The sequence below is a fragment of the Geoalkalibacter subterraneus genome (assembly GCF_000827125.1).
Taxonomy (GTDB): Bacteria; Desulfobacterota; Desulfuromonadia; order Desulfuromonadales; family Geoalkalibacteraceae; genus Geoalkalibacter_A; species Geoalkalibacter_A subterraneus.
The window spans coordinates 3,113,687-3,134,262 of the sequence record NZ_CP010311.1; the positions used below are offsets into that span (position 1 = coordinate 3,113,687).

General features: G+C 58.2%; 20 protein-coding genes. 6 read left to right on the forward strand and 14 right to left on the reverse strand.

Annotated features, from left to right (window positions below; genetic code table 11):
- Positions 1–303: 303 nt before the first annotated feature.
- Genes radA through GSUB_RS14520 form a run of 3 tightly spaced genes read left to right on the forward strand, consistent with a single transcriptional unit; the run spans position 304 to position 2,731 of the window.
- The gene (radA, locus tag GSUB_RS14510; protein ID WP_144402040.1) at positions 304–1,686 is read left to right on the forward strand and encodes a DNA repair protein RadA; all 1,383 of its coding nucleotides are present in this window, start codon (positions 304–306) and stop codon (positions 1,684–1,686) included.
- Positions 1,683–2,177: a cyclic pyranopterin monophosphate synthase MoaC gene (gene moaC, locus GSUB_RS14515; RefSeq protein ID WP_040201429.1), complete on the forward strand. Its 495-nt coding sequence runs from the start codon at positions 1,683–1,685 to the stop codon at positions 2,175–2,177. The genes radA and moaC overlap by 4 nt, the downstream gene beginning before the upstream one ends.
- A complete protein-coding gene (locus tag GSUB_RS14520) occupies positions 2,174–2,731 on the forward strand; it encodes a hypothetical protein (protein ID WP_040201430.1) in 558 nt (185 codons plus the stop codon). The genes moaC and GSUB_RS14520 overlap by 4 nt, the downstream gene beginning before the upstream one ends.
- 3 nt (positions 2,732–2,734) lie before the next feature.
- Here the strand turns inward: GSUB_RS14520 and GSUB_RS14525 are convergent, their stop codons facing one another.
- Together GSUB_RS14525 and GSUB_RS14530 are read right to left on the reverse strand one after the other, a co-directional pair.
- Positions 2,735–2,938 (reverse strand): 2-hydroxymuconate tautomerase family protein, encoded by a 204-nt coding sequence (locus tag GSUB_RS14525; protein ID WP_040201431.1) that lies wholly within the window; start codon positions 2,936–2,938, stop codon positions 2,735–2,737.
- 40 nt (positions 2,939–2,978) lie between these two features.
- On the reverse strand, positions 2,979–4,181 hold the full coding sequence (locus tag GSUB_RS14530; RefSeq protein WP_052464973.1) for a YbfB/YjiJ family MFS transporter: 1,203 nt from the start codon (positions 4,179–4,181) through the stop codon (positions 2,979–2,981).
- A gap of 116 nt (positions 4,182–4,297) precedes the next feature.
- Here GSUB_RS14530 and tatA point away from each other — a divergent pair, with 116 nt between their 5' ends.
- Positions 4,298–4,498, forward strand: coding sequence for a twin-arginine translocase TatA/TatE family subunit (gene tatA, locus GSUB_RS14535; protein ID WP_040201432.1), 201 nt, complete (start codon positions 4,298–4,300; stop codon positions 4,496–4,498).
- Positions 4,499–4,614: 116 nt separating this feature from the next.
- On the opposite strand, the gene GSUB_RS14540 is transcribed toward tatA, so the two are convergent.
- From GSUB_RS14540 to GSUB_RS14565, 6 genes are all read right to left on the reverse strand, one after another.
- Positions 4,615–5,013 carry a DUF302 domain-containing protein gene (locus GSUB_RS14540; protein ID WP_040201434.1) on the reverse strand — a complete coding sequence of 133 codons (399 nt, stop codon included), beginning with the start codon at positions 5,011–5,013 and terminating at the stop codon, positions 4,615–4,617.
- A gap of 165 nt (positions 5,014–5,178) precedes the next feature.
- Positions 5,179–6,483 (reverse strand): DEAD/DEAH box helicase, encoded by a 1,305-nt coding sequence (locus tag GSUB_RS14545; RefSeq protein WP_040201435.1) that lies wholly within the window; start codon positions 6,481–6,483, stop codon positions 5,179–5,181.
- Between the two features lie 493 nt (positions 6,484–6,976).
- A complete protein-coding gene (gene glpK / locus GSUB_RS14550) occupies positions 6,977–8,494 on the reverse strand; it encodes a glycerol kinase GlpK (protein WP_040201436.1) in 1,518 nt (505 codons plus the stop codon).
- A 183-nt stretch (positions 8,495–8,677) separates the two neighbouring features.
- Positions 8,678–9,415 (reverse strand): MIP/aquaporin family protein, encoded by a 738-nt coding sequence (locus tag GSUB_RS14555; protein ID WP_040201437.1) that lies wholly within the window; start codon positions 9,413–9,415, stop codon positions 8,678–8,680.
- Positions 9,416–9,567: 152 nt separating this feature from the next.
- Positions 9,568–9,768, reverse strand: coding sequence for a DUF2180 family protein (locus GSUB_RS14560; RefSeq protein WP_040201438.1), 201 nt, complete (start codon positions 9,766–9,768; stop codon positions 9,568–9,570).
- A 13-nt stretch (positions 9,769–9,781) separates the two neighbouring features.
- Positions 9,782–11,395: a glycerol-3-phosphate dehydrogenase/oxidase gene (locus tag GSUB_RS14565; protein ID WP_040201440.1), complete on the reverse strand. Its 1,614-nt coding sequence runs from the start codon at positions 11,393–11,395 to the stop codon at positions 9,782–9,784.
- Positions 11,396–11,619: 224 nt separating this feature from the next.
- Here GSUB_RS14565 and GSUB_RS14570 point away from each other — a divergent pair, with 224 nt between their 5' ends.
- Positions 11,620–12,402 carry a DeoR/GlpR family DNA-binding transcription regulator gene (locus tag GSUB_RS14570; RefSeq protein ID WP_040201441.1) on the forward strand — a complete coding sequence of 261 codons (783 nt, stop codon included), beginning with the start codon at positions 11,620–11,622 and terminating at the stop codon, positions 12,400–12,402.
- Positions 12,403–12,454: 52 nt separating this feature from the next.
- Positions 12,455–13,033, forward strand: a complete 579-nt coding sequence (locus GSUB_RS14575; RefSeq protein ID WP_040201442.1) for a hypothetical protein — start codon at positions 12,455–12,457, stop codon at positions 13,031–13,033.
- Between the two features lie 32 nt (positions 13,034–13,065).
- Here the strand turns inward: GSUB_RS14575 and GSUB_RS14580 are convergent, their stop codons facing one another.
- The 6 genes from GSUB_RS14580 to GSUB_RS14605 form a co-directional block, all read right to left on the reverse strand.
- Entirely contained in the window at positions 13,066–14,979 is a 1,914-nt protein-coding gene (locus tag GSUB_RS14580; protein ID WP_040201443.1) for a putative nucleotidyltransferase substrate binding domain-containing protein, read from the reverse strand.
- 100 nt (positions 14,980–15,079) lie between these two features.
- Positions 15,080–15,475 carry a hypothetical protein gene (locus GSUB_RS14585; RefSeq protein ID WP_040201444.1) on the reverse strand — a complete coding sequence of 132 codons (396 nt, stop codon included), beginning with the start codon at positions 15,473–15,475 and terminating at the stop codon, positions 15,080–15,082.
- Positions 15,476–15,648: 173 nt separating this feature from the next.
- Positions 15,649–17,463 carry a sodium:solute symporter family protein gene (locus tag GSUB_RS14590; RefSeq protein ID WP_040201445.1) on the reverse strand — a complete coding sequence of 605 codons (1,815 nt, stop codon included), beginning with the start codon at positions 17,461–17,463 and terminating at the stop codon, positions 15,649–15,651.
- A 13-nt stretch (positions 17,464–17,476) separates the two neighbouring features.
- Positions 17,477–17,737 carry a DUF4212 domain-containing protein gene (locus GSUB_RS14595; RefSeq protein WP_235269844.1) on the reverse strand — a complete coding sequence of 87 codons (261 nt, stop codon included), beginning with the start codon at positions 17,735–17,737 and terminating at the stop codon, positions 17,477–17,479.
- Positions 17,738–18,222: 485 nt separating this feature from the next.
- Positions 18,223–19,002: an IclR family transcriptional regulator gene (locus GSUB_RS14600; protein WP_084212126.1), complete on the reverse strand. Its 780-nt coding sequence runs from the start codon at positions 19,000–19,002 to the stop codon at positions 18,223–18,225.
- A gap of 461 nt (positions 19,003–19,463) precedes the next feature.
- Positions 19,464–20,402 (reverse strand): transposase, encoded by a 939-nt coding sequence (locus tag GSUB_RS14605; RefSeq protein ID WP_040201448.1) that lies wholly within the window; start codon positions 20,400–20,402, stop codon positions 19,464–19,466.
- Positions 20,403–20,576: the final 174 nt, after the last annotated feature.

Below are 20,576 nucleotides of genomic sequence, written 5' to 3' on the forward strand. Positions count from 1 at the left end.
AGCATTATATCCCAAATGCCTTTCAATGAGGTCACGTCCCGGCTCGATTCCTAAAGCGGTCAGAACCAGGCAGAGGAATTTAAACAAGCCGATTTTCACAAGAGCACCCTCCGTAAAAGGGCCAGAACCGCCCAATTATGGAACACTTATTTCCGAGCGGAGCGGATATTCGAATTATATCGCAGGGACAATGATCGCAAGGCTAAAATCGACGGCGGTCTCCCATGAAAACCACTGTCCACAAAGCTTCAGACGAAAGTTGACGCCGTCGCCGCCAGGGCATAGAATGCCTGCGGAGCTCTTATGAAACCAGCCAAAAACCGCATTAAAACCATCTTCGTCTGCCAGCAGTGCGGCGGCACAAGCCCCAAATGGCTGGGACGCTGCCCCGACTGCCAGGCCTGGAACACCCTGGTCGAGGAAAAGACCGCGCCTGCCCGTGACAGCCGCGCCCCCACTTCAAGCAGCCGTCCGCAAAGACTGCCCCAGGTCGCGGTCACCAAGGAAGACCGGCGCCGCTGCGGGATCGGTGAATTCGACCAGGTGCTGGGCGGCGGAATCGTGGCCGGGTCATTCATCCTGATCGGCGGCGATCCCGGCATCGGCAAATCGACGCTGCTGCTGCAGGCGGTCAGCCGCCTGTCCGAACAGGGCAGCGCCCTGTATGTGACCGCCGAGGAATCGGCGCGCCAGGTCAAACTGAGAGCGGACCGGCTGGGAGTCTCGCCGCGCGATGTTTTTCTGCTGGCCGAAACCTCCCTTGAAGCGATTCTCGAACGGGTTGCGGAACTCAAACCCGCTTTTCTGGTCATCGACTCGATCCAGACCATTTTCACCGCCGCCCTGGACTCGGCACCCGGCAGCGTCAGCCAGGTGCGCGAATGCGCCAGCCGTCTGATGCAGGTCGCCAAAGGGGACGGCATCCCGACCTTTCTGGTCGGCCACGTGACCAAAGACGGCGCCATCGCCGGACCCCGCATGCTGGAGCACATGGTCGACACGGTGCTTTACTTCGAGGGCGATCCAGGTCATCCCTACCGCATTCTACGCGCGGTCAAAAACCGCTTCGGCTCCACCAACGAGATCGGCGTGTTTCAGATGAAAGACCGCGGCCTGGCCGAAGTTTCCAATCCTTCGGAACTTTTTCTGTCGGAGCGCCCGGACGGCGCGGCCGGCAGCGCAGTGGTTCCGGCTCTCGAAGGAAGCCGTCCTATCCTGGTCGAACTGCAGGCGCTGGTCTCGACCACCTCCTTCGGCACGCCGCGCCGCACCACCATGGGCTTTGACCATAACCGGGTTTCGCTATTGGTCGCCGTGCTCGACAAAAAAGTCGGGCTGTCTCTGCCCGCCCAGGATATTTTTCTCAATGTCGCCGGAGGCGTGCGCCTCGACGAACCGGCGGTCGACCTCGGCGTCATGGCCGCGCTGGCTTCAAGTCATCTCAACCGTGCCATACCACAACGCACCATCGTCTTCGGCGAAGTGGGGCTGGCGGGCGAAGTACGGGCGGTTTCGCACCCCGACCTGCGCGTCAAGGAGGCCGCCCGTCTCGGTTTTAACCGCTGCATTCTGCCCGCCGGCAATCTGAAAAACCTCGAAGCGCCGCCCGGCCTGCGCCTCATGGGCGTCAAAAGCGCCGAGGAGATGCTCGAAGACATTTTCACCCCGGAGGAAAACGAAAAATGAGCGATCATTTGACCCATTTCGACGCCGAAGGCCGCGCTGTCATGGTCGATGTCGGCGGCAAAACCGACACCCGGCGTCTGGCGATAGCGCACGGCGAAATCCGCATGAAGGAATCCACCCTCACCCGCATCCTTGATCGTGACGTCGAAAAAGGGGATGTCTTTGCCGTGGCACGCGTCGCCGGCATCATGGGCGCAAAGAAAACCCCGGACCTGATCCCCCTGTGCCACCCGCTGCCCATCGGCTCCATTCAACTCGATTTCACCCCTCGCCCCGGCGCCGGACGGGTTGAAATCGAGGCTCGGGTGTCGGTGGACGGAAAAACAGGCGTCGAAATGGAAGCCCTGACTGCCGTTTCCACGGCGGCACTGACCATCTACGACATGTGCAAAGCGGTGGACAGGGAGATGGAGATCGGCGCCATCCGCCTGATGGAAAAACACGGCGGCAAAAGCGGCACATTCATCCGTGCACGGGAGGACGCATCATGAGCCAGGCTCAGAACGACCCGCCCGCATCGCCGCATGACACGGCCCAGTTTCGCATCCGCCGTGCATTTCTGCTGCCTCTCGGCCTGCTGTTGGCCCTCTCCGTCGCCCTGCTGATCGTCACCCTGCTGCAGGGGCAGAGCACCGGCAAGATCATCGTTTTAAGCGCCCTGATCATTCCAGTGGCAGGCATTTTTCTTGAAAGCGCCACCCGAAGCGCGGAGATCGGCCCCGAGGCGATCACCATTCATAAATTCCTGCGCAACCGCTCCCTGCGCTACGACGAGGTGACCGAAGTCGAGGCGGTGGTGGTCAAAAAGCGCGCCTTCCTGAGTATCAGCAGCGAGGCGCATTTTTTGATCATCTCCAATGCCTATGCCGACTTTCCAACCCTGGTCCGGTCATTGTTGTCCCATGTTCCGGACGAGGTGGTCACAGAGCAGGCACGAAAGATGGCGGCGGACCCGCCCGTGAAGAGTTCCGATATCGTTTCCTGCTGGATTGCGACGACACTGATGGCACTGATTCTGGCGGTGCAGCTCTACGGCCGGTTTTGAATACTACTGTCCCGTGCGACGACGCACGGTGATGGACTCACCGCCGACGCCCCAGTTGTCCGTCTCCACTTCGTCGATGACCACCACCGTGGTGGCGGGGTTCTTGCCCAGCACATCCACCAGCAGTTGAGTAGCGCCCTCGATCAGGCGCGCCTTCTGCTCGGCGGTGGCGCCTTCTTTGGTGATCTTGATGTTGACATAAGGCATCGTGTCGACTCCTTTCAAATTTGGCTTTCTTGCGAAAGCATCATGGTTGAGGGGCATCACTGAATCCACGATCCAGCGCGATAAAGACAGCGCCCACGCCAATAGCGAGGGCTGCCAGCAAAAGGGGCAGACCGAAACCATGATGAAGATCCGCGAGGACTCCGGCGGCAGGGGGACCGAGCATTTGCCCGATACCGAAGCAGGCGGTCAGAACCGCCGCTGAACGGCGCTGTGCGAACGGCATGCGCCGCCCCCCTTCTGCCATCACCAGGGCCACGATCCCCATAAAAGTGGCCCCGAAAGAAAACGCTGAAAAAGCCACAAGCAGCATGCTTTCAGCGCCAATACCCGCCAGGATTCCCGTCGCCTGCAAGGCAAAAGCCGCCAGCAGGGCGAAGCGCGTTCCGACCCGCCGGGCAAAGCGGGGCCACAATAAAGTCGACGGCATGGCCGCCAACCCCACCGCGACCCAGGCATAGGGGGCCAGATGCGCCATACCGGGCGCAGCAGCAACGATCGCCACCAGGAATGTGGCGGTGACCACATAGCCGAGCCCCTCGAAGAAGTAGGCGACCGCCAGCGGCCAGAGGGGCTTTCCACGGCCGCCCGCAGAATCCGTCGCCACGGCCTGCGCCGGCACGCTCCCCCTGCGCCGCCCCAGGGCTACGCCAAGCGCTGCAAGCAGAACGGCAATTAGGCCACTGCCGATCCAGGTCCCCTGCCAGCCGCCCACCTTATCAAAAACCGGCACCAGCGACCCGCTCAGGGCGATCCCCAATCCAACTCCGCCGTACAGGGCGCCGAACCAGGGCAGATGGCGGCGACGGGCCAGAGCGTCGGCCACCTCACTGGAAATCAGGATAAACAGCAGCGCACTGGCGATCCCGCCGACAAGACGCAGCATCCCCCACACCCAGAGGGTTTGGGTCATCGCCATAAAGAAAGTGGTGGCAATGCTGGCCAGTAGCGCCGCTATTCCCACCAGCCGGTGGCCACAGCGGGCTGGAGCCAGCGAGCAGGCCAGGGCACCGACCAGGTAACCCAGGTAATTGAGGCCGGCCAGCCAGCCAGCCGCACCGTGGCTCAAGCCAAGGTCGCGCTGCATCAGGGGCAGAATCGGAGTAAAGACGAAGCGGCCGATCCCCATGGCCACCACCAGCCCCAGCATCCCCCCAAGCAGGATAAAAAAAGACTGCCAGGCCCGCCGGGCCGCCTCATCCGGATGAATTATTTTCTTGGTCATGAGATCTATTCTACGGACATTCGGATCTCAGGCAAGAAAATGTATACAATTGCGCTTTTGCGCGCTGCGTTGTATTGTGAATTCGGGTTGGATTCTACGAAGAGGAGATCAAGGACATGTTTGGACTGGGAACACAAGAACTGATCATTATTCTGGTGCTGGTTCTGATCATTTTCGGCGCCGGAAAACTGCCACAGGTCGGCAGCGCCCTCGGCAAGGGACTGCGCAACTTCAAATCCGGCATGAAAGACGATGAAGACGAGAACAGCGACAAAGCCGAACGACTTGAAGATGGGTCCGAGGACAAAAAAGGCTGAGTCGGAGTGGACAATGACGCATCAAAAAAAGGCCTGCCGAACATTCGGCAGGCCTTTTTTTGATGGCGTCGCAAAGATTCCGCCCTACGGCGTTAGGCGTTTTTTTTGCGAAAACATCAGACTTTGTCAATGGCAAGTTTGAGACGATCGCGGATCTGCACCAGCAGGTTCTGCAGAGAGACGCTGTCGTTGAAACCGAATACCACCACCGGATCAACAGCCATCACCGTCGTCTTGCCGGGGCTCTCCTCGTAAATCGCCACGTTGCAGGGGAAAAGCAACCCCATATCGATCTCAGTGGACAGCGCCTTGTAAGCCACATGAGGATTGCACGCCCCCAGGATCCGGTAACGTCGAAAATCCATCCCCATATCCTCCTTAAAACGCCGGGTCACGTCAATCTCGCTCATAAGTTTGAATTGCTGCTCCCGGAGTGTCGCGCGCACCCGCTCCACCACCTCGTCAAAAGGCCTCTCAACTGTTTTTCCGAATCCGTAAGGAAGTTTTTTATCCATAAAATGGCTCCTGCACCGCGATGGATATTCAAAATCTTCGACATCCGTATACAGCGACGCTGAAGCGTACCACAAAGAACCCCCGGCGTCCATAAGTGCAATTAACTTATAAACGCCGGGGGTTCTTGACTGAAAAACAGTAATTTCAAAGAGCCAGAAGGGGTTTTATCCTCGCGACTCATTTTTGCGGCTGCGGTACTCGATCACCGGGCCCTTGGCATCCCTGCGGGTCTTACGCTCCCAGGGCTTGCGGCCGCTCTTGTCACTGCGGCCGGCAGGCTTGCTGCCAAAGCGTTTTTTACCATTTCCAGCGGGGCGGGCATTGCGCAGCGGGCGCGTCGGCTCAAGACCTGGAATCACCGACTGCGCCAGCGCCTGGCCGATATAGCGCTCGATGCGCTGCAGGCGGATCGCCTCATCACCGGCGGCAAAGGAGATGGCAATCCCGGAAGCTCCGGCGCGGCCGGTGCGGCCGATGCGGTGTACGTAATCCTCGGCGGCCTGAGGCAGATCAAAATTAATGACATGACTGATGCCGGAGACATCGAGGCCGCGCGCCGCAACGTCGGTCGCGACCAGCAGGCGGATCTTGCCGCGGCGCAGATCACCCACGGTGCGGTTGCGCGCCCCCTGGCTCATGTCGCCGTGCAGAGCAGCAGCCCGGTGACCGCTGCGTGTCAGATCGCGCGCCAGAGTGTCGGCCCCCGCCTTGGTCGCGGAAAAGATGATGGCGCAGGTCATGCCCTTGTCATCGGCCAGATGACAGAGCAGGCGTTTTTTATGCTCGAGGCCGTCGGCGACATGCAGATGCTGCACGATGTGTTCGTGGGTCACTTTCTTGCCCGCGATATCGATGCGCACCGGCTCCTTGAGCAGTCGGCGCGCCAGATCCGCCATGGGGCGATCGAGCGTGGCAGTGAAGAGCAGGGTCTGGCGGGCGGCGGGAGCTGCGGCGGTGATCTTCTCCACATCCTCCTTGAAGCCCATGTCGAGCATACGGTCGGCCTCGTCCAGAATCAGAAACTCCAGCCGCGACAGATCGAGGCTGCCGCGCTCGAGATGATCGATCAGTCGGCCCGGCGTGCCGACCACCAGATCGATAGGCCGGCTCAGGTCACGGAATTGCGGGCCATAAGGTACTCCACCGAGGATCACGGCGCTGCGCATATTGATAAATCGCCCGTAGGTGCGGGTCGCTTCAGTCACCTGGGAAGCCAGCTCGCGGGTCGGTGTCAGCACCAGGACACGAGGGGCGCCCTTGGGACCTTTACGCACGGTGGAGAGCTTCTCCAGCACCGGCAGCATGAAAGCGGCCGTCTTGCCCGTCCCGGTCTGGGCGGAGGCCATTACGTCACGACCAGCGATGATCTCAGGGATGGAGCGCGCCTGGATCTGGGTCGGCTCGGTATAGCCGCAGGCTTTGATGGCGCGTTGAATAGGTTCACTCAATTTCAGGTCAGAAAAAGTCACAAGAATTCCTTCTCCTTTCGCCGTCTAGCCCGGGTTATTCATGAAGCTTCGTCGCGAAACCGGCAAGTGTCCGTCAGATCAAGCCTGGCACAGGGAGTTGCCCTACAGACGTACTCACAGTACGTCGAAGCGCAAGGAGCGAGCACGGCTTGAGATGGCGGGCAATTGTCGGTTGCAGCAGAAGTTTTCATGAATAATCCGGGCTAAAGAACAAAAGGCAATACGAGGTGGCGCGCCGAACCGCCGGACGTCGTCAGGACACCGGGAACAAATCGGTTACGGCACAAACAGGACTGGCATTTCATGCATCGTCGCCAACCTGTTTTGTCGCCATGGGCTCGTGAAGGAACCGGATGCGGAGGGGTGGGTCAGGGAGCGATGAGGAGCCGGCGGATAAAAAAAGCTGAACCCCGCCAACCAATGGAACAGTCAGCGGGGCATACTACAGGTTTTTCACGGAAAAACAAGAAGTTTTTGCGCCTTGACGTTTTTTCTAATCTTCCAGCCAGTCAAAAGTGCGCGACACGGCCTTTTTCCACATGTGATAGTTCTTGGTGCGCAGGGTGTCATCTTCAGACGGCTGCCAGGTCTTGTCAACCGCCCAGTTCTTCTTGAGGTCATCGATGTTTTTCCAGTAGCCCACCGCCAGCCCGGCGGCGTAGGCGGCGCCCAATGCAGTACTTTCGGAGACTTTGGGACGAATCACCGGCACACCCAGAATGTCGGCCTGGATCTGCATCAGCAACTCGTTGGCGGTCATGCCGCCGTCGACCTTGAGGGTCGACAGCGTCACACCCGAGTCGGCCTGCATGGCGTCGACCACCTCCCGGGTCTGGAAAGCGGTGGACTCCAGGGTGGCGCGTGCAATATGTCCACGGGTGATAAAGCGGGTCATGCCGATGATCAGACCGCGCGCCTCGCTGCGCCAGTAAGGAGCGAACAGGCCGGAAAAAGCGGGCACGAAATAGATGCCGCCGTTGTCTTCAACCATCTTCGCCAGGTTTTCCACGTCGGCCGAGGTGTTGATCAGCCGCATGCGGTCGCGCAGCCACTGCACCAGGGCGCCGGCGATGGCGATGGAACCTTCCAGGGCATAAACGGGCTTCTCTTTACCCAACTGGTAGCAGACAGTGGTCACCAGCCCATGCTTGCTGTGCACGATCTCGTTACCGGTATTGAGCAGCAGAAAGCAGCCGGTGCCGTAAGTATTTTTTGCCTCCCCCACCTCGAAGCAGGTCTGTCCGACGGTGGCTGCCTGCTGATCGCCGAGGTCGCCGCAGACGGGAATTTCTCCGCCGAAAGGACCGCCGCTGCGGGTCAGCCCGTAGAATTCCGGGTCGCTCGATGGACGAATCTGCGGCAGCATGGAGCGGGGGATGCCGAGTTCGGCCAGGATTTCATCATCCCAGTCAAGAGTTTCCAGGTTCATCAGCAGCGTGCGCGAGGCGTTGGTGACGTCGGTGACATGGGCAGCTTCAGGCCCCGGGCCGCCGGTGAGCTTCCAGATCACCCAGGTGTCCATATTGCCGAACAGCGCATCGCCACGCTCGGCGGCCTCGCGCAGGCCGGGTACGTTGTCGAGCATCCACTTGATTTTCGGTCCGGAAAAATAGGTCGCCAGCGGCAGTCCCGTCTTGGGGCGGAAGCGATCCTGGCCGCCGTTTTCGGAAAGCTGGTTGCAGATCTTGTCGGTGCGGGTGTCCTGCCAGACGATAGCGTTGCAGTAGGGCTGCCCGGTTTTTTTATCCCAGACGACGGTGGTTTCGCGCTGGTTGGTGATGCCGATGGCAGCGATGTCGCGCGCGATCAGCCCGGCCTTCTCGGTGGCGGCATGAATCACGTCCTTGGTACGCTTCCAGACTTCCATGGCATCGTGCTCCACCCATCCTGCCCTGGGGCAGATCTGCTCATGTTCGAGCTGGTGGTTGGCGACGGTTTCGCCACCGCGGTTGAAGATCATACAGCGGGTGCTGGTGGTTCCCTGGTCAAGCGCGACAACGTATTTAGCCATGACGATTCTCCCCCGTTTGTTTTTTGCACCTGTTCAGCATGGGCTCGCAACTCCCATGACAAGGACCACTTTTCGCCATCCCTGGCCGTTTGATTGGCGCCATCCCTGGCGCCAAACATCCTTGTCATGGGAGTTGCGACCCCCGCGAGTTGAATAGTTACGTTTTTTCAGGTTTCTCATAGACTAACCGACGACCAGTCTTGTCACAACGGTCTGATACAAAACAGCTCCGAGCACACCGCCAATCACCGGCCCTGCGATCGGCACCCAGGAGTAGGCCCAATCGGAGTGCCCCTTGCCCGCAATGGGCAACAGCGCATGGGCCAGGCGGGGCCCGAGATCGCGTGCCGGATTGATAGCGTAGCCGGTGGGACCGCCAAGCGAGAGCCCGAGGCTGAAGACCAGAATCCCAACGGCGTAAGGCCCGAATCCACTGCCGATGCCGTTGTTGGCGTTAAATATCCCCATAACCCCAATCAACAGAAAGGCAGTACCGATGATCTCCGTCACCAGGTTGCGGCTGTAGGCACGGATCGCCGGGCCGGTGCAGAAAACCGCCAGCTTGAGTTCGGGCGAGTCAGTCTTGCCCCAATGCGGCAGATAGGCCAGCCACACCAGCACCGCGCCGGCAAAAGCTCCGGAAAACTGCCCGCACATGTAGATCACAGCATCCATCGCACCGACCTGGCCGATGGCGACAAACCCAAGAGTCACCGCAGGGTTGATATGTGCGCCGCTGATCCAGCCCGCCACATACACAGCGATAGCAACGCCAAACCCCCATCCCGCAGTAATCACGATCCAGCCGGAATTCTGCCCTTTAGATTTCTCCAGCAGGACGTTGGCGACCACGCCGTCACCCAGCAAAACCAGGATCATGGTCCCGATAAACTCGCCCAGAAAGATATCGCTGCCCGCCACGATGCACCTCCTTTATCCGTTCCACCTTGTGTTAAATCAATAGAAAAAACCTTCAATCCTTAGCGGAGAGCCGCTGAGAAGGAGAGATAAAAGAGATCCATCAGATCTGTATCTCACCACCGCTCCCCGCCTCTGCGTTGAAGCCTTTTGTTCTAGTCAGTGAGGGTTTTCACTTCTGCGCACTCGGCACAGAGGAGATGGATCAGCGACTGATCGACCCAGCCGGAGACTCGCTGTACCAGCGGCAGCTCACGCTCCACCGTATGTTCGAGACACAGCCCCTTGCCGCACACCGAGCAGACTGCCACGGCCGGAGTTTCTTTGTTTTCTCTGGCACAGGGATAACAGTTCATAATCTTTTTCCTCCTAGAGAGCGGTTTGCAGACGCTCGGCGAACAGGTCGCGCTCCGCCTGACACCTTGGTTCATCCCAGGACAGCTCTTTCGCCATGATTGCGATCACCCGCTCGGCAGCCATCCCAGCCGCTTCCTTGTCGAGCAGAGCGAGGGTCGTGCGGCGCACCAGCACATCGGCGGCGCGCTCGGCCTGCTCAAAACGGACCACGTGGGCCACCTCGGCTTCGATCACCGGATGGTCGGGATGCAGACGCTCGCCAAGCCCTTGTCGGGCCAGCTCTGCCACCTTGGGCGCTTCGCTGCCGTAGCTGCGATGCAGATGCGAGGCCACATCCTCGGCCAGATTGAAATCACGGATCAGAACCTGATCGCCATCTTCACGATAATCTTCAGCCCCGACCAGGGGCAGATGATCTGTGAAGCATTCTGCTGCAGGAGACAGATTAAACGTCTTGACGGCATGATCGACTGCATCCTGTGCCATCTTCCGATAGGTCGTCCATTTGCCGCCGGCAATGGTCAGCAGCCCCGAACCGCTGACCTGAATAATATGATCGCGGGCCAGGCGCGCGGTATCGGCCGCCTTGGGGTCATGCAGCAGCGGGCGCAGTCCGGACCAGGTCGATTTGATATCCTTCTCGGTGATCTCCAGGTCGAAATACTTGCTGATATGCCGCAGCAGATAGGCGACTTCTTCCTCCTTGGGGCGTGGATGGTCGGTGATCTCCGCCGGTTCATCGGTGGTACCGATCAGCGCATGTCCCTGCCAGGGCAGGATGAAAAGCACCCGGCCGTCCTCGGTCTTGGGGATCATCAGGCCGGTCTCCGGAGGAACGAAACGTTTGTCCAGCACAATGTGAATACCTGAGCTGGCCTTGAGGATTGGTTCGACATCCGGCTCATCCATCCGGCGGATACTGTCGACGAAGGGGCCGGCCGCGTTGACTACGCCCCGGGCACGCACCATGAATTCTTCACCGCTGATCTTGTCCCGCACCTGCGCGCCGGTGATCTGCCCATCTTCCTTCACCAGCGACAAGGCCTCAACGTGATTGGCGGTGACCGCACCCTGGCGGCCTGCGGTGGTCACCAGCGTCACCGCCATGCGCGCGTCGTTGAACTGGCCGTCATAATAGAGCACACCGGCTTTGAGCCCTTCGCTCTTGAGCATGGGGAAACGTTTCAGCGCCTCCTTGCGGCTGACGATGCGGCTGCCGCCGATCCCCATCTTGCCGGCCAGAATATCGTAGAGCTTGAGGCCGGCAAAGATGTAGGGCACTTCAAGCCAGCTGTAGAGCGGCGTTACCAGCGGCAGGCGGTTGGCGAGATGGGGCGCGTTTTTAAGCAGAACGCCACGCTCATAGAGGCCGTCCTTGACCAGGTTGTACTGGGTCCGGTCGAGGCGCTTGATCGCCATTTCGAGGTAACGCACCCCGCCATGCACCAGCTTGGTGCTGCGGCTGCTGGTCCCCTCCGAAAAATCATTTTTTTCGATCAGGGCGGTCTTCAGGCCGCGGCTGGCCGCGTCAAGGGCGGTGCCGCAGCCGGTGGCGCCTCCGCCGATCACCAGCAGGTCATAGGGATCATCTTGCCGTAAGCGGGAAAGGACCTGCTTTCTTGTCATAACCGCCTCCTTTATATAATGGGCTCTCTTGTGTTCTAAAACGAACATAGCAGGGGCCTAAATGTTTGTAAACGAAAAAAAGCATAAAGTTTTAAAATAGCAAGACGGACTTCTTTACATTGCCGAGAAAGATGGGAGTTCTTTGTGGATTTTTTTTAGGAAACATGGCAAAATTGTTTTCGTTTTCATTTAATATTTGTTCGACAACGAAAAGAGAGCTTTCGATGACGCCCAGTCAACCCGACCTCACTCCGCGCCAGCAGCAGATCATGGACCTGGCCCAGCAGCAGGGGTTTGTCGCCACCGAAGAGATGGTGCGCATTCTCGACGTTACCCCGCAAACCATCCGCCGCGACATCAACGAACTCTGCTCCCAGGGGCTGTTGCGACGCTATCACGGCGGGGCCGGCCTGGCTTCGAGCATTGAAAACGTCGACTATCAGGTTCGCCAGGTCTTGTGCCTCGAGGAGAAAAAACGCATCGCCGCTCTGGTGGCCGACCAGATTCCGGACCGGGCCTCTATCTTCATCAATATCGGCACGACCACCGAGGAGGTGGCCAAAGCTCTGCGTGACCATCAGGGGCTGCGAGTCATCACCAACAACCTCCATGTCGCGGCCCTGCTGAGCGCCAACGCCGATTTTGAGGTCACTATTGCCGGCGGCATTGTGCGCCCGCGCGATGGCGGCATCATCGGCGAGGCCACCCTCGATTTCATCCGTCAGTTCAAGGTCGATTACGGCATCATCGGCATCTCCGGCATCGACCGTGACGGCTCACTGCTCGACTTCGACTACCGGGAAGTCAAAGTGGCGCAGGCCATCATCGCCAACTCGCGCAAGGTATTTCTGGCAGCGGATCACACCAAGTTCGGCCGTAACGCCCTGGTGCGGGTCTGCCCCATCGAACAGATCGACGCCCTGTTCACCGATGCGCCGCCGCCACGCGAGATTGCCAACCTGCTGGCGCGGGAAAAGATCGACCTGCACGTCGCCTCTGCGTTATAAAAAGTACAGAGGTACGGAATAACAAACGCGTCGGCGGGAGGATGTTTTTTTCATGGCAAAACCCAGCCGTTTCATCTGGTGCGGAGTCCATCAGCAGCGAAAGATTCTGGAGTCCTGCCCCAAATGCGGCCATTTCCCGTGCAGAGGGCTGACCGCCGGCCAGATCGCCCGCATAGCCGAATCGACACCGCTCGAAAAGACGGTGACCAGAGCGACCAAAAGGAGGATCGCGCCCATGTACTTTCTCGTCAAAGACGACCAGTCCCTCGAAGTCTACACGGGCACACTCGACGAGCTGCCGCCGGAAAAGGCGGCTGAAGCGGTGGAAGCGCTGGAATGCAGCGCCTATATCGTGCAGGAGCTGACCTGGGTTCCCGCCGGCAAGGAAAAAAAAGTCAAAATTGCGGGCGCTGGAAAAAAAGCGCTGTGCGTTCTCGAAAGCAGCAACGGCACCCTGTCGCTGACCGAGGCTGACCCGGCGGAACGCATCGAAGAAGGGGCGAAACTCTACCCGGTGGACAAACGCCTGGTACGGCAGTATGTGCCGGTGAAGATCAGTCTGGAAAGTGAGGATTCATCCCCTTCCAAACCGCCTGTCACTACCCGTAAAAAATCCGCCGCAAAGAAATAGAATCAGCTATTACAGTAATGGGGGATCCGTTTTCAGCGCGCGCCGCGGCCGAAGTGACGCTTGGTGGAATCCTGCAGCTTGCCTGCCGCCCGGAAGGCTTCGCGCAGCAGGTCCTGCTCGTTTTTGCCGAGGGCGTAGGGATCGAGGTAATGGGAGGGGGGCTGTCCCTGGTCGATAAGGGCGATTTCCTGGCGCAGGCGCAGGAAAGTGAAGGCTTCAAGCGCGGCCTTGAGGTGATCGGCGGTCTCCTGGTTGAAGACGTTGAGCTTGACCAGCGCATCCAGGCGCTCGACCGTAGTGGTGGCGTCGAGGCCGCGCTCAAGCAGAAACATGCGCACACAGTCAACAATGAACACGCTGCCGGCCTGCTTGAGAGACAGCTCCCCTTTATGGGGGCCGCTTTTCTCCGTCACAAACCGTCCCAGCAGACCGACAGGCACCTTGTTGTTCAGTTCATTCTCCAGCAGATAATAGAGAAAGATCGGCTTGCGGCGAATGGCGCGGTGCAGGATCTCGCGCAGATCCTGGCACAGGGTCGGATCGCCGACCAGCGGCATGAAATCGAGAAAGATGGTCGAATACATGACCCGCTTGGGTTCGGGCACGTCGATCCACCCCGAGATGCGTTCTTTCCAGTCGCTCAGGCGCCCGCGCCACATGGGATTATCCGCCATAACCTTGCCGTTGCAGCGCGGATAGCCGATACGCTCGAAGGTGTCCACCAGCCGCTCGCAGAGAGGCACGAAGAAAGCGTCTACTTCGGGTTGGAGCGCATCGGGGAAATCCTCGTAGATGATGCCGTTGTCCTGGTCGGGGCCGAGCAGCATCTCCTTGCGCCCGCCGCTGCCCATGATAATCAGGCAGAATTTGATATCGGGCGGTGTCGCTCCCTCCTCCTTCATCTGCGCCAGCACCAGGTCAAATGCCCGCTGCATGATGCAGTGATGAATGTAAGAGAGAATCTCCATGGTCTCGAAGTGCGAGCGCGCCTCGCCCATCAGAGCCTTGGCCACCTCCACCATGCCGGCCCGCGCCGCCACCAGCTCTTCAACGGTCTGCGCTTCGCGCACGCTACCCACCAGCAGCATCGATTTCTGCGAACGAAAGCGCATCAGATTGCGCAGAGTGACCATGCCCACCACCTCGCCACCGTCGATGACGGGCATGTGCTCAATCTTGTGGCGCAGCATGAAGGCGGTCGCTTCATACATGTAGGCATCGGGCGCCATGCGGTGCGGGTGCGGCGTCATCACCTCAGCGGCGCTAACCTGGTCACAGTTAAGGCCGTCGCGTGCCAGCACCTTCTCCACCAGGTCGTGCTTGGTAATGATGCCCGCCACCGGCCGATCGGCCTCGGAGACAATCATCGCCCCGATGTCATACTGAATCATGCGCCGGGCCACTTCGCGGATCGATTCCTCCGGCGTGCAGGTCTGCACCGGAGTGGTCATGATCTCGGACAGACGCTTCTTGAACGGGTAAGCATCCATCTGAGTGAGGGCAGCGCGGGCATGATCGTCGACCATCTCTGAGTAGAGATTACGTACCCGCGAAAGAATCACGCGGGTAAAATACTCGCGGATGCGGGGATACTGCTCCGCCATCTCTACCAAGGCATCCTGCGGGATCAGGTAGCATTCAGTGGCTTTTACGGTGCGGGCTCCGGCGGTATAGGGCTCGTGGGTAAAAATCGGCGTACCGCCGAAGAAACCGCCTTCTTTGCGGTAGTCTACAACCATTTCGACGCCGCCCGGCGTCAGGGCGACGATCTCCACCAACCCTTCTTTGATGAGATAGAGATAGCCGGTCGGCGAATCATGCTGATTGAAGATGTGCACCAGCGGCGGGAAATTGCGCGTCTCGGCGACTCGCTCCAATTCGGAGATCGCTTCGTCGGGAAGGTCCCTGAAAGGCTCGGAATCTCTTAGAGTTCGAATCAGACCCATAGCGAACTCCAGGGTTTAGATGCATTCCCGATGCAGCTTGACAAGAAAAAGGCTCCCGCAGAGGAAGCCTTGATGTCGGATGATAGAACAGTGGTCACAATCATCCCTGCTTCTGGTTTTTCTTGCGCCCGAGAGGAAACGGATGCGCCTGACGGCTGATAATAAAATCGGCGATGATCTTGAGCCAGATAGTCGAACCGCCCACTGCGCTCCACTGTTCGTAACGGGTAAACGGACCGAGTTCCACTCCGGTAGCGATCCAGAACGGCACGCCGACGATTATCCACACCAGAACCAGGCCGGCAATCAGATTCACCAGCCCCACGGGCTTGGCCCATTTGCGCGGATTCGGGGGCGGCTCCCCCTTTTTCAAGGCCACTTCGGAATAATCCCCCTGTTTAAAGATGCGCCAGGCACGGCGCAGCCAGACAAACGCAATGGGGAAAAGGGCCAGAAACAGCAACCAGGTCAGAATAACACTGACATCAAAAACCATTATTTTCTCCTGTTTCGTTTCTTCAGCTTATACTTGTACCCGAGCCACTCAGTGCAGGCAATAAAATTCTAATTCCGTCCGCCGATTATGGTCGCTTAAGCAAAAACCCCGCCGGCAGCCACCGGCGGGGTTTGTTGTGCTATGGGCCAGAATGAACCGGGCCTTTCCTGAGGTTAATGACCATGGCTTCCGTCGACCGCTTTGGCACCGCGGGGTACGCGGACGCTTTCCACCAGATCCTGAATGTGATCAGGCGGAGCCGGAGTTGCCTTGCTGACGAAATAGGCCACTGCAAAGTTGACGATGGCACCGATAGCGCCGAAGGCGTTGGGCGAAATCCCGAAAAAGAAGTTGGGCTCGCCCCCGAACAGGCCGAGGAACTCGGTCCCCTTGATGAATAAGATCCCTTTGTGAGCGAACACATAGATCAGGGTGACGCCGAGACCGGAGAGCATACCGGCGATGGCGCCTTCCTTGTTCATGCGCTTGTTGAAAATACCCATCATCAGAGCGGGGAAGAGGGAACTGGCGGCGATACCGAAGGCGATGGCCACGGTACCCGCCGCGAAGCCCGGCGGATTGAGACCGAGGTAACCGGCCACCAGGATCGAGCAGGCCATGGTGATTTTACCAGCCATCAGCTCGCCCTTCTCACTCAGGTCCGGCATCCACATATCCTTCAGCAGGTCATGCGAAATCGCCGAAGAGATCGCCAGCAACAGACCGGCCGCGGTGGAGAGCGCGGCAGCGAGACCACCCGCGGCTACCAGAGCAATAACCCAGTTGGGCAGCAGGGCGATCTCCGGGTTGGCAAGAACGATGATGTCAGCGTTAACGCTCAACTCGCTGCCGTTCCAACCGGCTGCCTCGGCCTTGGCCAGCACTTCGGGATTGGTGGTCTTGTCATTGTAGTACTGAATGCGGCCATCGTTGTTCTTGTCTTCCCACTTGAGCAGGCCGGTGACTTCCCAGCGCTCCATCCAGGCAGGCCGATCTTCGTACCTGAGGATATTGTTATTGTCGAACAAATCTCCGCCACTCATAACCGCCTGGTTGACGGTGCCGTGCAGATTCATTTTCGCCATGGCGGCCACTGCCGGAGCGGTGGTGTAGACGATGCCGATGAACACCAGGGCCCAACCTGCCGAATAGCGGGCGTCCTTAACTTTGGGGACGGTAAAGAAGCGGATGATGACGTGAGGCAAACCTGCGGTACCGATCATCAGCGACGCGGTATAGACAAACATGTTGAGCTTGCTGCCCGGGACCTGCGTGGTGTACTCGTGGAAGCCGAGATCCATGACGATCTGGTTGAGCTTGTGCAGCAGAGGCTCGCTGGTCCCCACCATATCGGAACCCAGACCGAGCTGCGGGATCGGGTTGCCGGTCAACTGCAGCGAGATGAAGATCGCCGGCACGGTGTACGCAAGGGTCAGCACGCAGTACTGAGCGACCTGGGTGTAGGTGATCCCCTTCATGCCGCCGAACACCGCGTACATAAAGACGATGGCCATGCCGACGAAAATGCCGGTGGCGTTGGAGACGCCGAGGAAACGGGAGAACGCCACGCCGACACCGGTCATCTGACCGATGATGTAGGTCAGCGACGCCACCAGCAGGCAGATAACCGCCACGGTGCTCGCCCCCTTGGAATAGAAGCGGTCACCCACGAACTGCGGCACGGTAAACTTGCCGAACTTTCTCAGGTAGGGCGCCAGCAGCATGGCCAGCAACACATAACCGCCGGTCCACCCCATCAGAAAGAGACTGCCGCCGTAACCCATGTTGGCGATCAGACCCGCCATGGAGATGAACGATGCGGCCGACATCCAGTCGGCGCCTGTGGCCATACCGTTGAGAACCGGATGCACGCCGCCGCCGGCGACGTAAAATTCGCTGGTACTCCCCGCACGCGCCCAGATGGCGATGCCGATGTACAGGGCGAAGGTGAGACCAACCACCAGATAAGTAATCGCTGTGAGACTCATTGATCACACCTCCTTATTGCTCGTGAACGTCAAATTTTTCATCGATCCGTTGCATCAGCTTGGCGTAGATGAAGATCAGCGCGATGAAAATATACATAGAACCCTGCTGTGCAAACCAGAAGCCCAGCGGATAACCACCCAGAGAAATGTTATTGAGAGCGTCGGCAAACATAATGCCGGCCCCGTAAGAAACAATAAACCAGACCGCCAGGATCTGCCCCACCAGCCGCAGCACTGCTTTCCAATACGCTTGTGCACTTCTGTCCATTTCCATGAATAAAACCTCCTTGTGGTGAGAGAAAATGAACCTCTCGCGTTTTACCCTGTGAAACTCATTCCCCTTTTACCGAACCTGTTTTTCATTCTAACTCTGATTTTCCTGTCGCCTACCTGCCAGGCGCCGACCCCCGGAAGAAATAACACCGTTTAAAATTGTTTTCACTCAAACCTTAAAAAAAATCACCAAAACCATATAAGCGTCATTTTATTTCATCTGTTTTAAACACTGTTACTTTCACTTCGAATAGGCTTAAATGCGTATTTGTTACAAATTATGCGTCAAAGCAGAATTTTGTCAACAATAAAATAAAACTTTGTTTGAATTTGTCCAAAAACACTTTTTACTCAGCACTTGTGTCACCTTAAATACCATAAAAACCTTGTTTTATTGAATGTTTGGGAAAATTGCCCCCGACGTTTCACCGCCAGGAGCGAAAAACCTGCGATGCGTAGAAATCGCACGGCGGGAAAAATCCAACGTCAGTGAACTCCTGCGGAAGGGAACTCTGCCCCCAGATAACCCAGCTTGGAACTGATGGTGTCGGCCGCCGCACACAATGCGGGCAACAACACAGAATCCACAGCCTCCGGGGTGATCCTGAAATCTGGGCCAACCACGGCAAGGGCCCCTACCACCCTGCCGCCACCGGCAAAAAGCGGCACCGCCACACAGGCGCTGCCTTCACCGACACCATGACGGTCATAGCACGCCCCCTGGCGCCGAACGATCTGCATATCTTCGTCAATGGAAGCAGCAGGCCCGCACCCATGGCCAGGCTCAGACGAGGGCGGCTCCGCAAAAGCAAGAAGCACGCGCCCCGCCGCACAATCCCGCAACGGAAACCGCTTACCCACAAGGGAGACAACCTTAACCTGGTGAGCACTGTCGACCATATCGATAAACAGAGCCTCATCCTGGCGTCGCAGCACCAGATAAACCGCCTCGCTGCATTCGCGCGCCAGACGCTCCATCACCGGACGGGCTTTGCGGAGCAACGCCATGCGCGAAAGCAGCTTCTGCCCGATCTCGTAAGCCAGCGGCCCCAAGCAGTATCCGCGCGCGCCTTCCTTGCGCTCAACATACCCACGGCTCTCGAATGTCGCCAGCAACCTGAACACACTGGCCTTGTTCATACCCAACCGCTCGCTCAGCCGCGAAAGGCTCAGCTCATCCTCCTCTTCGCCGAGCGCCTCCAGCAAAGCCAGGGCATTCTCCACAGAGCGGATGCAGTAGGTCTCTTTGTCCCTTGCCGGCATCATGCACTCCTTACGCAAAAGATTGACCCAAAAGCCGGGGGTGCGGCGACGGACAACGTTTCAAGCGACGACAGGAGCGGCCAACAATCCAGCAAGCCAAAACAAAAATAATACGCTGTTTTACTTTAGTCAACCGCCAAGACGGTTTTTTTTCATTTTCTTTCAGGAATGATTATTTCTCGAAATTTTGAACATTTATGGGTTTTCGGAAACGGACTTTTAGCAGCGTAAATATGTTACAAAAAGAGAGATGTTATGTTTTATGGTGTATTTTGGAACGGTGTTTTTAAAATAAGGCGTACAGAGGGAGGAGGGATGCGGGGATGGGGGCATAAGGGGGCATAAGGGGACGCAGGGGGCAGGGGGCATAAGGGGACGCTGGTAACTTATGGCATAAGGGGACGCTGGTAACTTATGTAACTTTTGTCCCATCCCCTATTATGGCATAAGGGGACGCTGGTAACTTATGTAACTTTTGTCCCATCCCCTATTGCCCGCCTCTTGCGGATCGCTTTGATGACCGCAACGTGCGTGCGGCCGCTCATCCTTCCCAACTCCGTCAACGTAGCCCCGGCTTCTTTTTGCGCACGATCGAAAAATTGCGCTCGAGCGGCGCTTGCCCGTCTGCTGCGACCCGCGCCAAGGATTTCAGCCACCGCAACCCCTGTGCAGACCGACACTTGCGTCAAAATCTCCTCAATCGTAATTTTTTCTTGGATTTTTTCCACCTTCTGACGCGCAAGAACCGCAGCCGTGAAGGCTTTGCCGCCCAGGATTCTGGCATCTCCACCGCCACCCGTCTGATTGACTCCGTGGGCGTGACCTAATTCCGACCGCTGTCCCTGCTCGATTCCGTCGGCGATAAAATCGCGGTAGGCAGCTACAGCCCGGCCAGGTTTCACAGAAAAACGTGACAGAACCTCCTCGACCTCCTGCCTCACCCGCATTCTCTGCCCAACCAAAGCGCCATGCCCGGCATAGGGGTAGCGCTCCAATTCCTCAAGACTTTCGACAGCACCTGCGCGGACCGGGTTAAGGTGAATGTACCGGACAAGTTCCAGAAAATACGTCTCTTCGTCAACGACGAGGCTTTTGTACCGGTTCTGAAAAAGATGGCCCTGCCGGTTGTGCCGAAGGTTGAACCGAACCGCATGGCCAGTCAGCAGACAGCGCATCATCGTGGACAAAGCCGTATCGGTCGGTTGAAGGAGCAGATGGAGGTGATTGGACAGAAGCGCCCAGGCATAAAGACGTGGCGCGTTAGGTTGGGCAAGAAGGTCGCTGAGTCGATCGAGGAAATTCTCGCGATCGGTTTTATCACGAAAGATCTCGCACCCCTCGATGCCTCGAGCCATGACGTGATGGAATAAGCCCGGGGCATGGATTCTCGGTTGTCGTGGCATGATTTCCCTCTAATTGCATAAAAACACCAAAAGTTACAAAAGTTACCTGCGTCCCGGGTGGTCGCGAAAGATCTCGCACCCCTCGATGCCTCGAGCCATGACGTGATGGAATAAGCCCGGGGCATGGATTCTCGGTTGTCGTGGCATGATTTCCCTCTAATTGCATAAAAACAC

Bases quoted from the DNA above. Each gene is read 5' to 3' on its own strand.
- GSUB_RS14570 (WP_040201441.1), top strand. From the start codon at position 11,620: ATGACGCCCAGTCAACCCGACCTCACTCCGCGCCAGCAGCAGATCATG.
- GSUB_RS14525 (WP_040201431.1), bottom strand. From the start codon at position 2,938: ATGCCTTATGTCAACATCAAGATCACCAAAGAAGGCGCCACCGCCGAG.
- GSUB_RS14530 (WP_052464973.1), bottom strand. From the start codon at position 4,181: ATGACCAAGAAAATAATTCATCCGGATGAGGCGGCCCGGCGGGCCTGG.
- tatA (WP_040201432.1), top strand. From the start codon at position 4,298: ATGTTTGGACTGGGAACACAAGAACTGATCATTATTCTGGTGCTGGTT.
- GSUB_RS14590 (WP_040201445.1), bottom strand. From the start codon at position 17,463: ATGAGTCTCACAGCGATTACTTATCTGGTGGTTGGTCTCACCTTCGCC.
- GSUB_RS14595 (WP_235269844.1), bottom strand. From the start codon at position 17,737: ATGGAAATGGACAGAAGTGCACAAGCGTATTGGAAAGCAGTGCTGCGG.
- glpK (WP_040201436.1), bottom strand. From the start codon at position 8,494: ATGGCTAAATACGTTGTCGCGCTTGACCAGGGAACCACCAGCACCCGC.
- GSUB_RS14605 (WP_040201448.1), bottom strand. From the start codon at position 20,402: ATGCCACGACAACCGAGAATCCATGCCCCGGGCTTATTCCATCACGTC.
- GSUB_RS14575 (WP_040201442.1), top strand. From the start codon at position 12,455: ATGGCAAAACCCAGCCGTTTCATCTGGTGCGGAGTCCATCAGCAGCGA.
- GSUB_RS14565 (WP_040201440.1), bottom strand. From the start codon at position 11,395: ATGACAAGAAAGCAGGTCCTTTCCCGCTTACGGCAAGATGATCCCTAT.
- GSUB_RS14585 (WP_040201444.1), bottom strand. From the start codon at position 15,475: ATGGTTTTTGATGTCAGTGTTATTCTGACCTGGTTGCTGTTTCTGGCC.
- radA (WP_144402040.1), top strand. From the start codon at position 304: ATGAAACCAGCCAAAAACCGCATTAAAACCATCTTCGTCTGCCAGCAG.
- GSUB_RS14520 (WP_040201430.1), top strand. From the start codon at position 2,174: ATGAGCCAGGCTCAGAACGACCCGCCCGCATCGCCGCATGACACGGCC.
- GSUB_RS14560 (WP_040201438.1), bottom strand. From the start codon at position 9,768: ATGAACTGTTATCCCTGTGCCAGAGAAAACAAAGAAACTCCGGCCGTG.
- GSUB_RS14600 (WP_084212126.1), bottom strand. From the start codon at position 19,002: ATGATGCCGGCAAGGGACAAAGAGACCTACTGCATCCGCTCTGTGGAG.
- GSUB_RS14540 (WP_040201434.1), bottom strand. From the start codon at position 5,013: ATGGATAAAAAACTTCCTTACGGATTCGGAAAAACAGTTGAGAGGCCT.
- GSUB_RS14580 (WP_040201443.1), bottom strand. From the start codon at position 14,979: ATGGGTCTGATTCGAACTCTAAGAGATTCCGAGCCTTTCAGGGACCTT.
- moaC (WP_040201429.1), top strand. From the start codon at position 1,683: ATGAGCGATCATTTGACCCATTTCGACGCCGAAGGCCGCGCTGTCATG.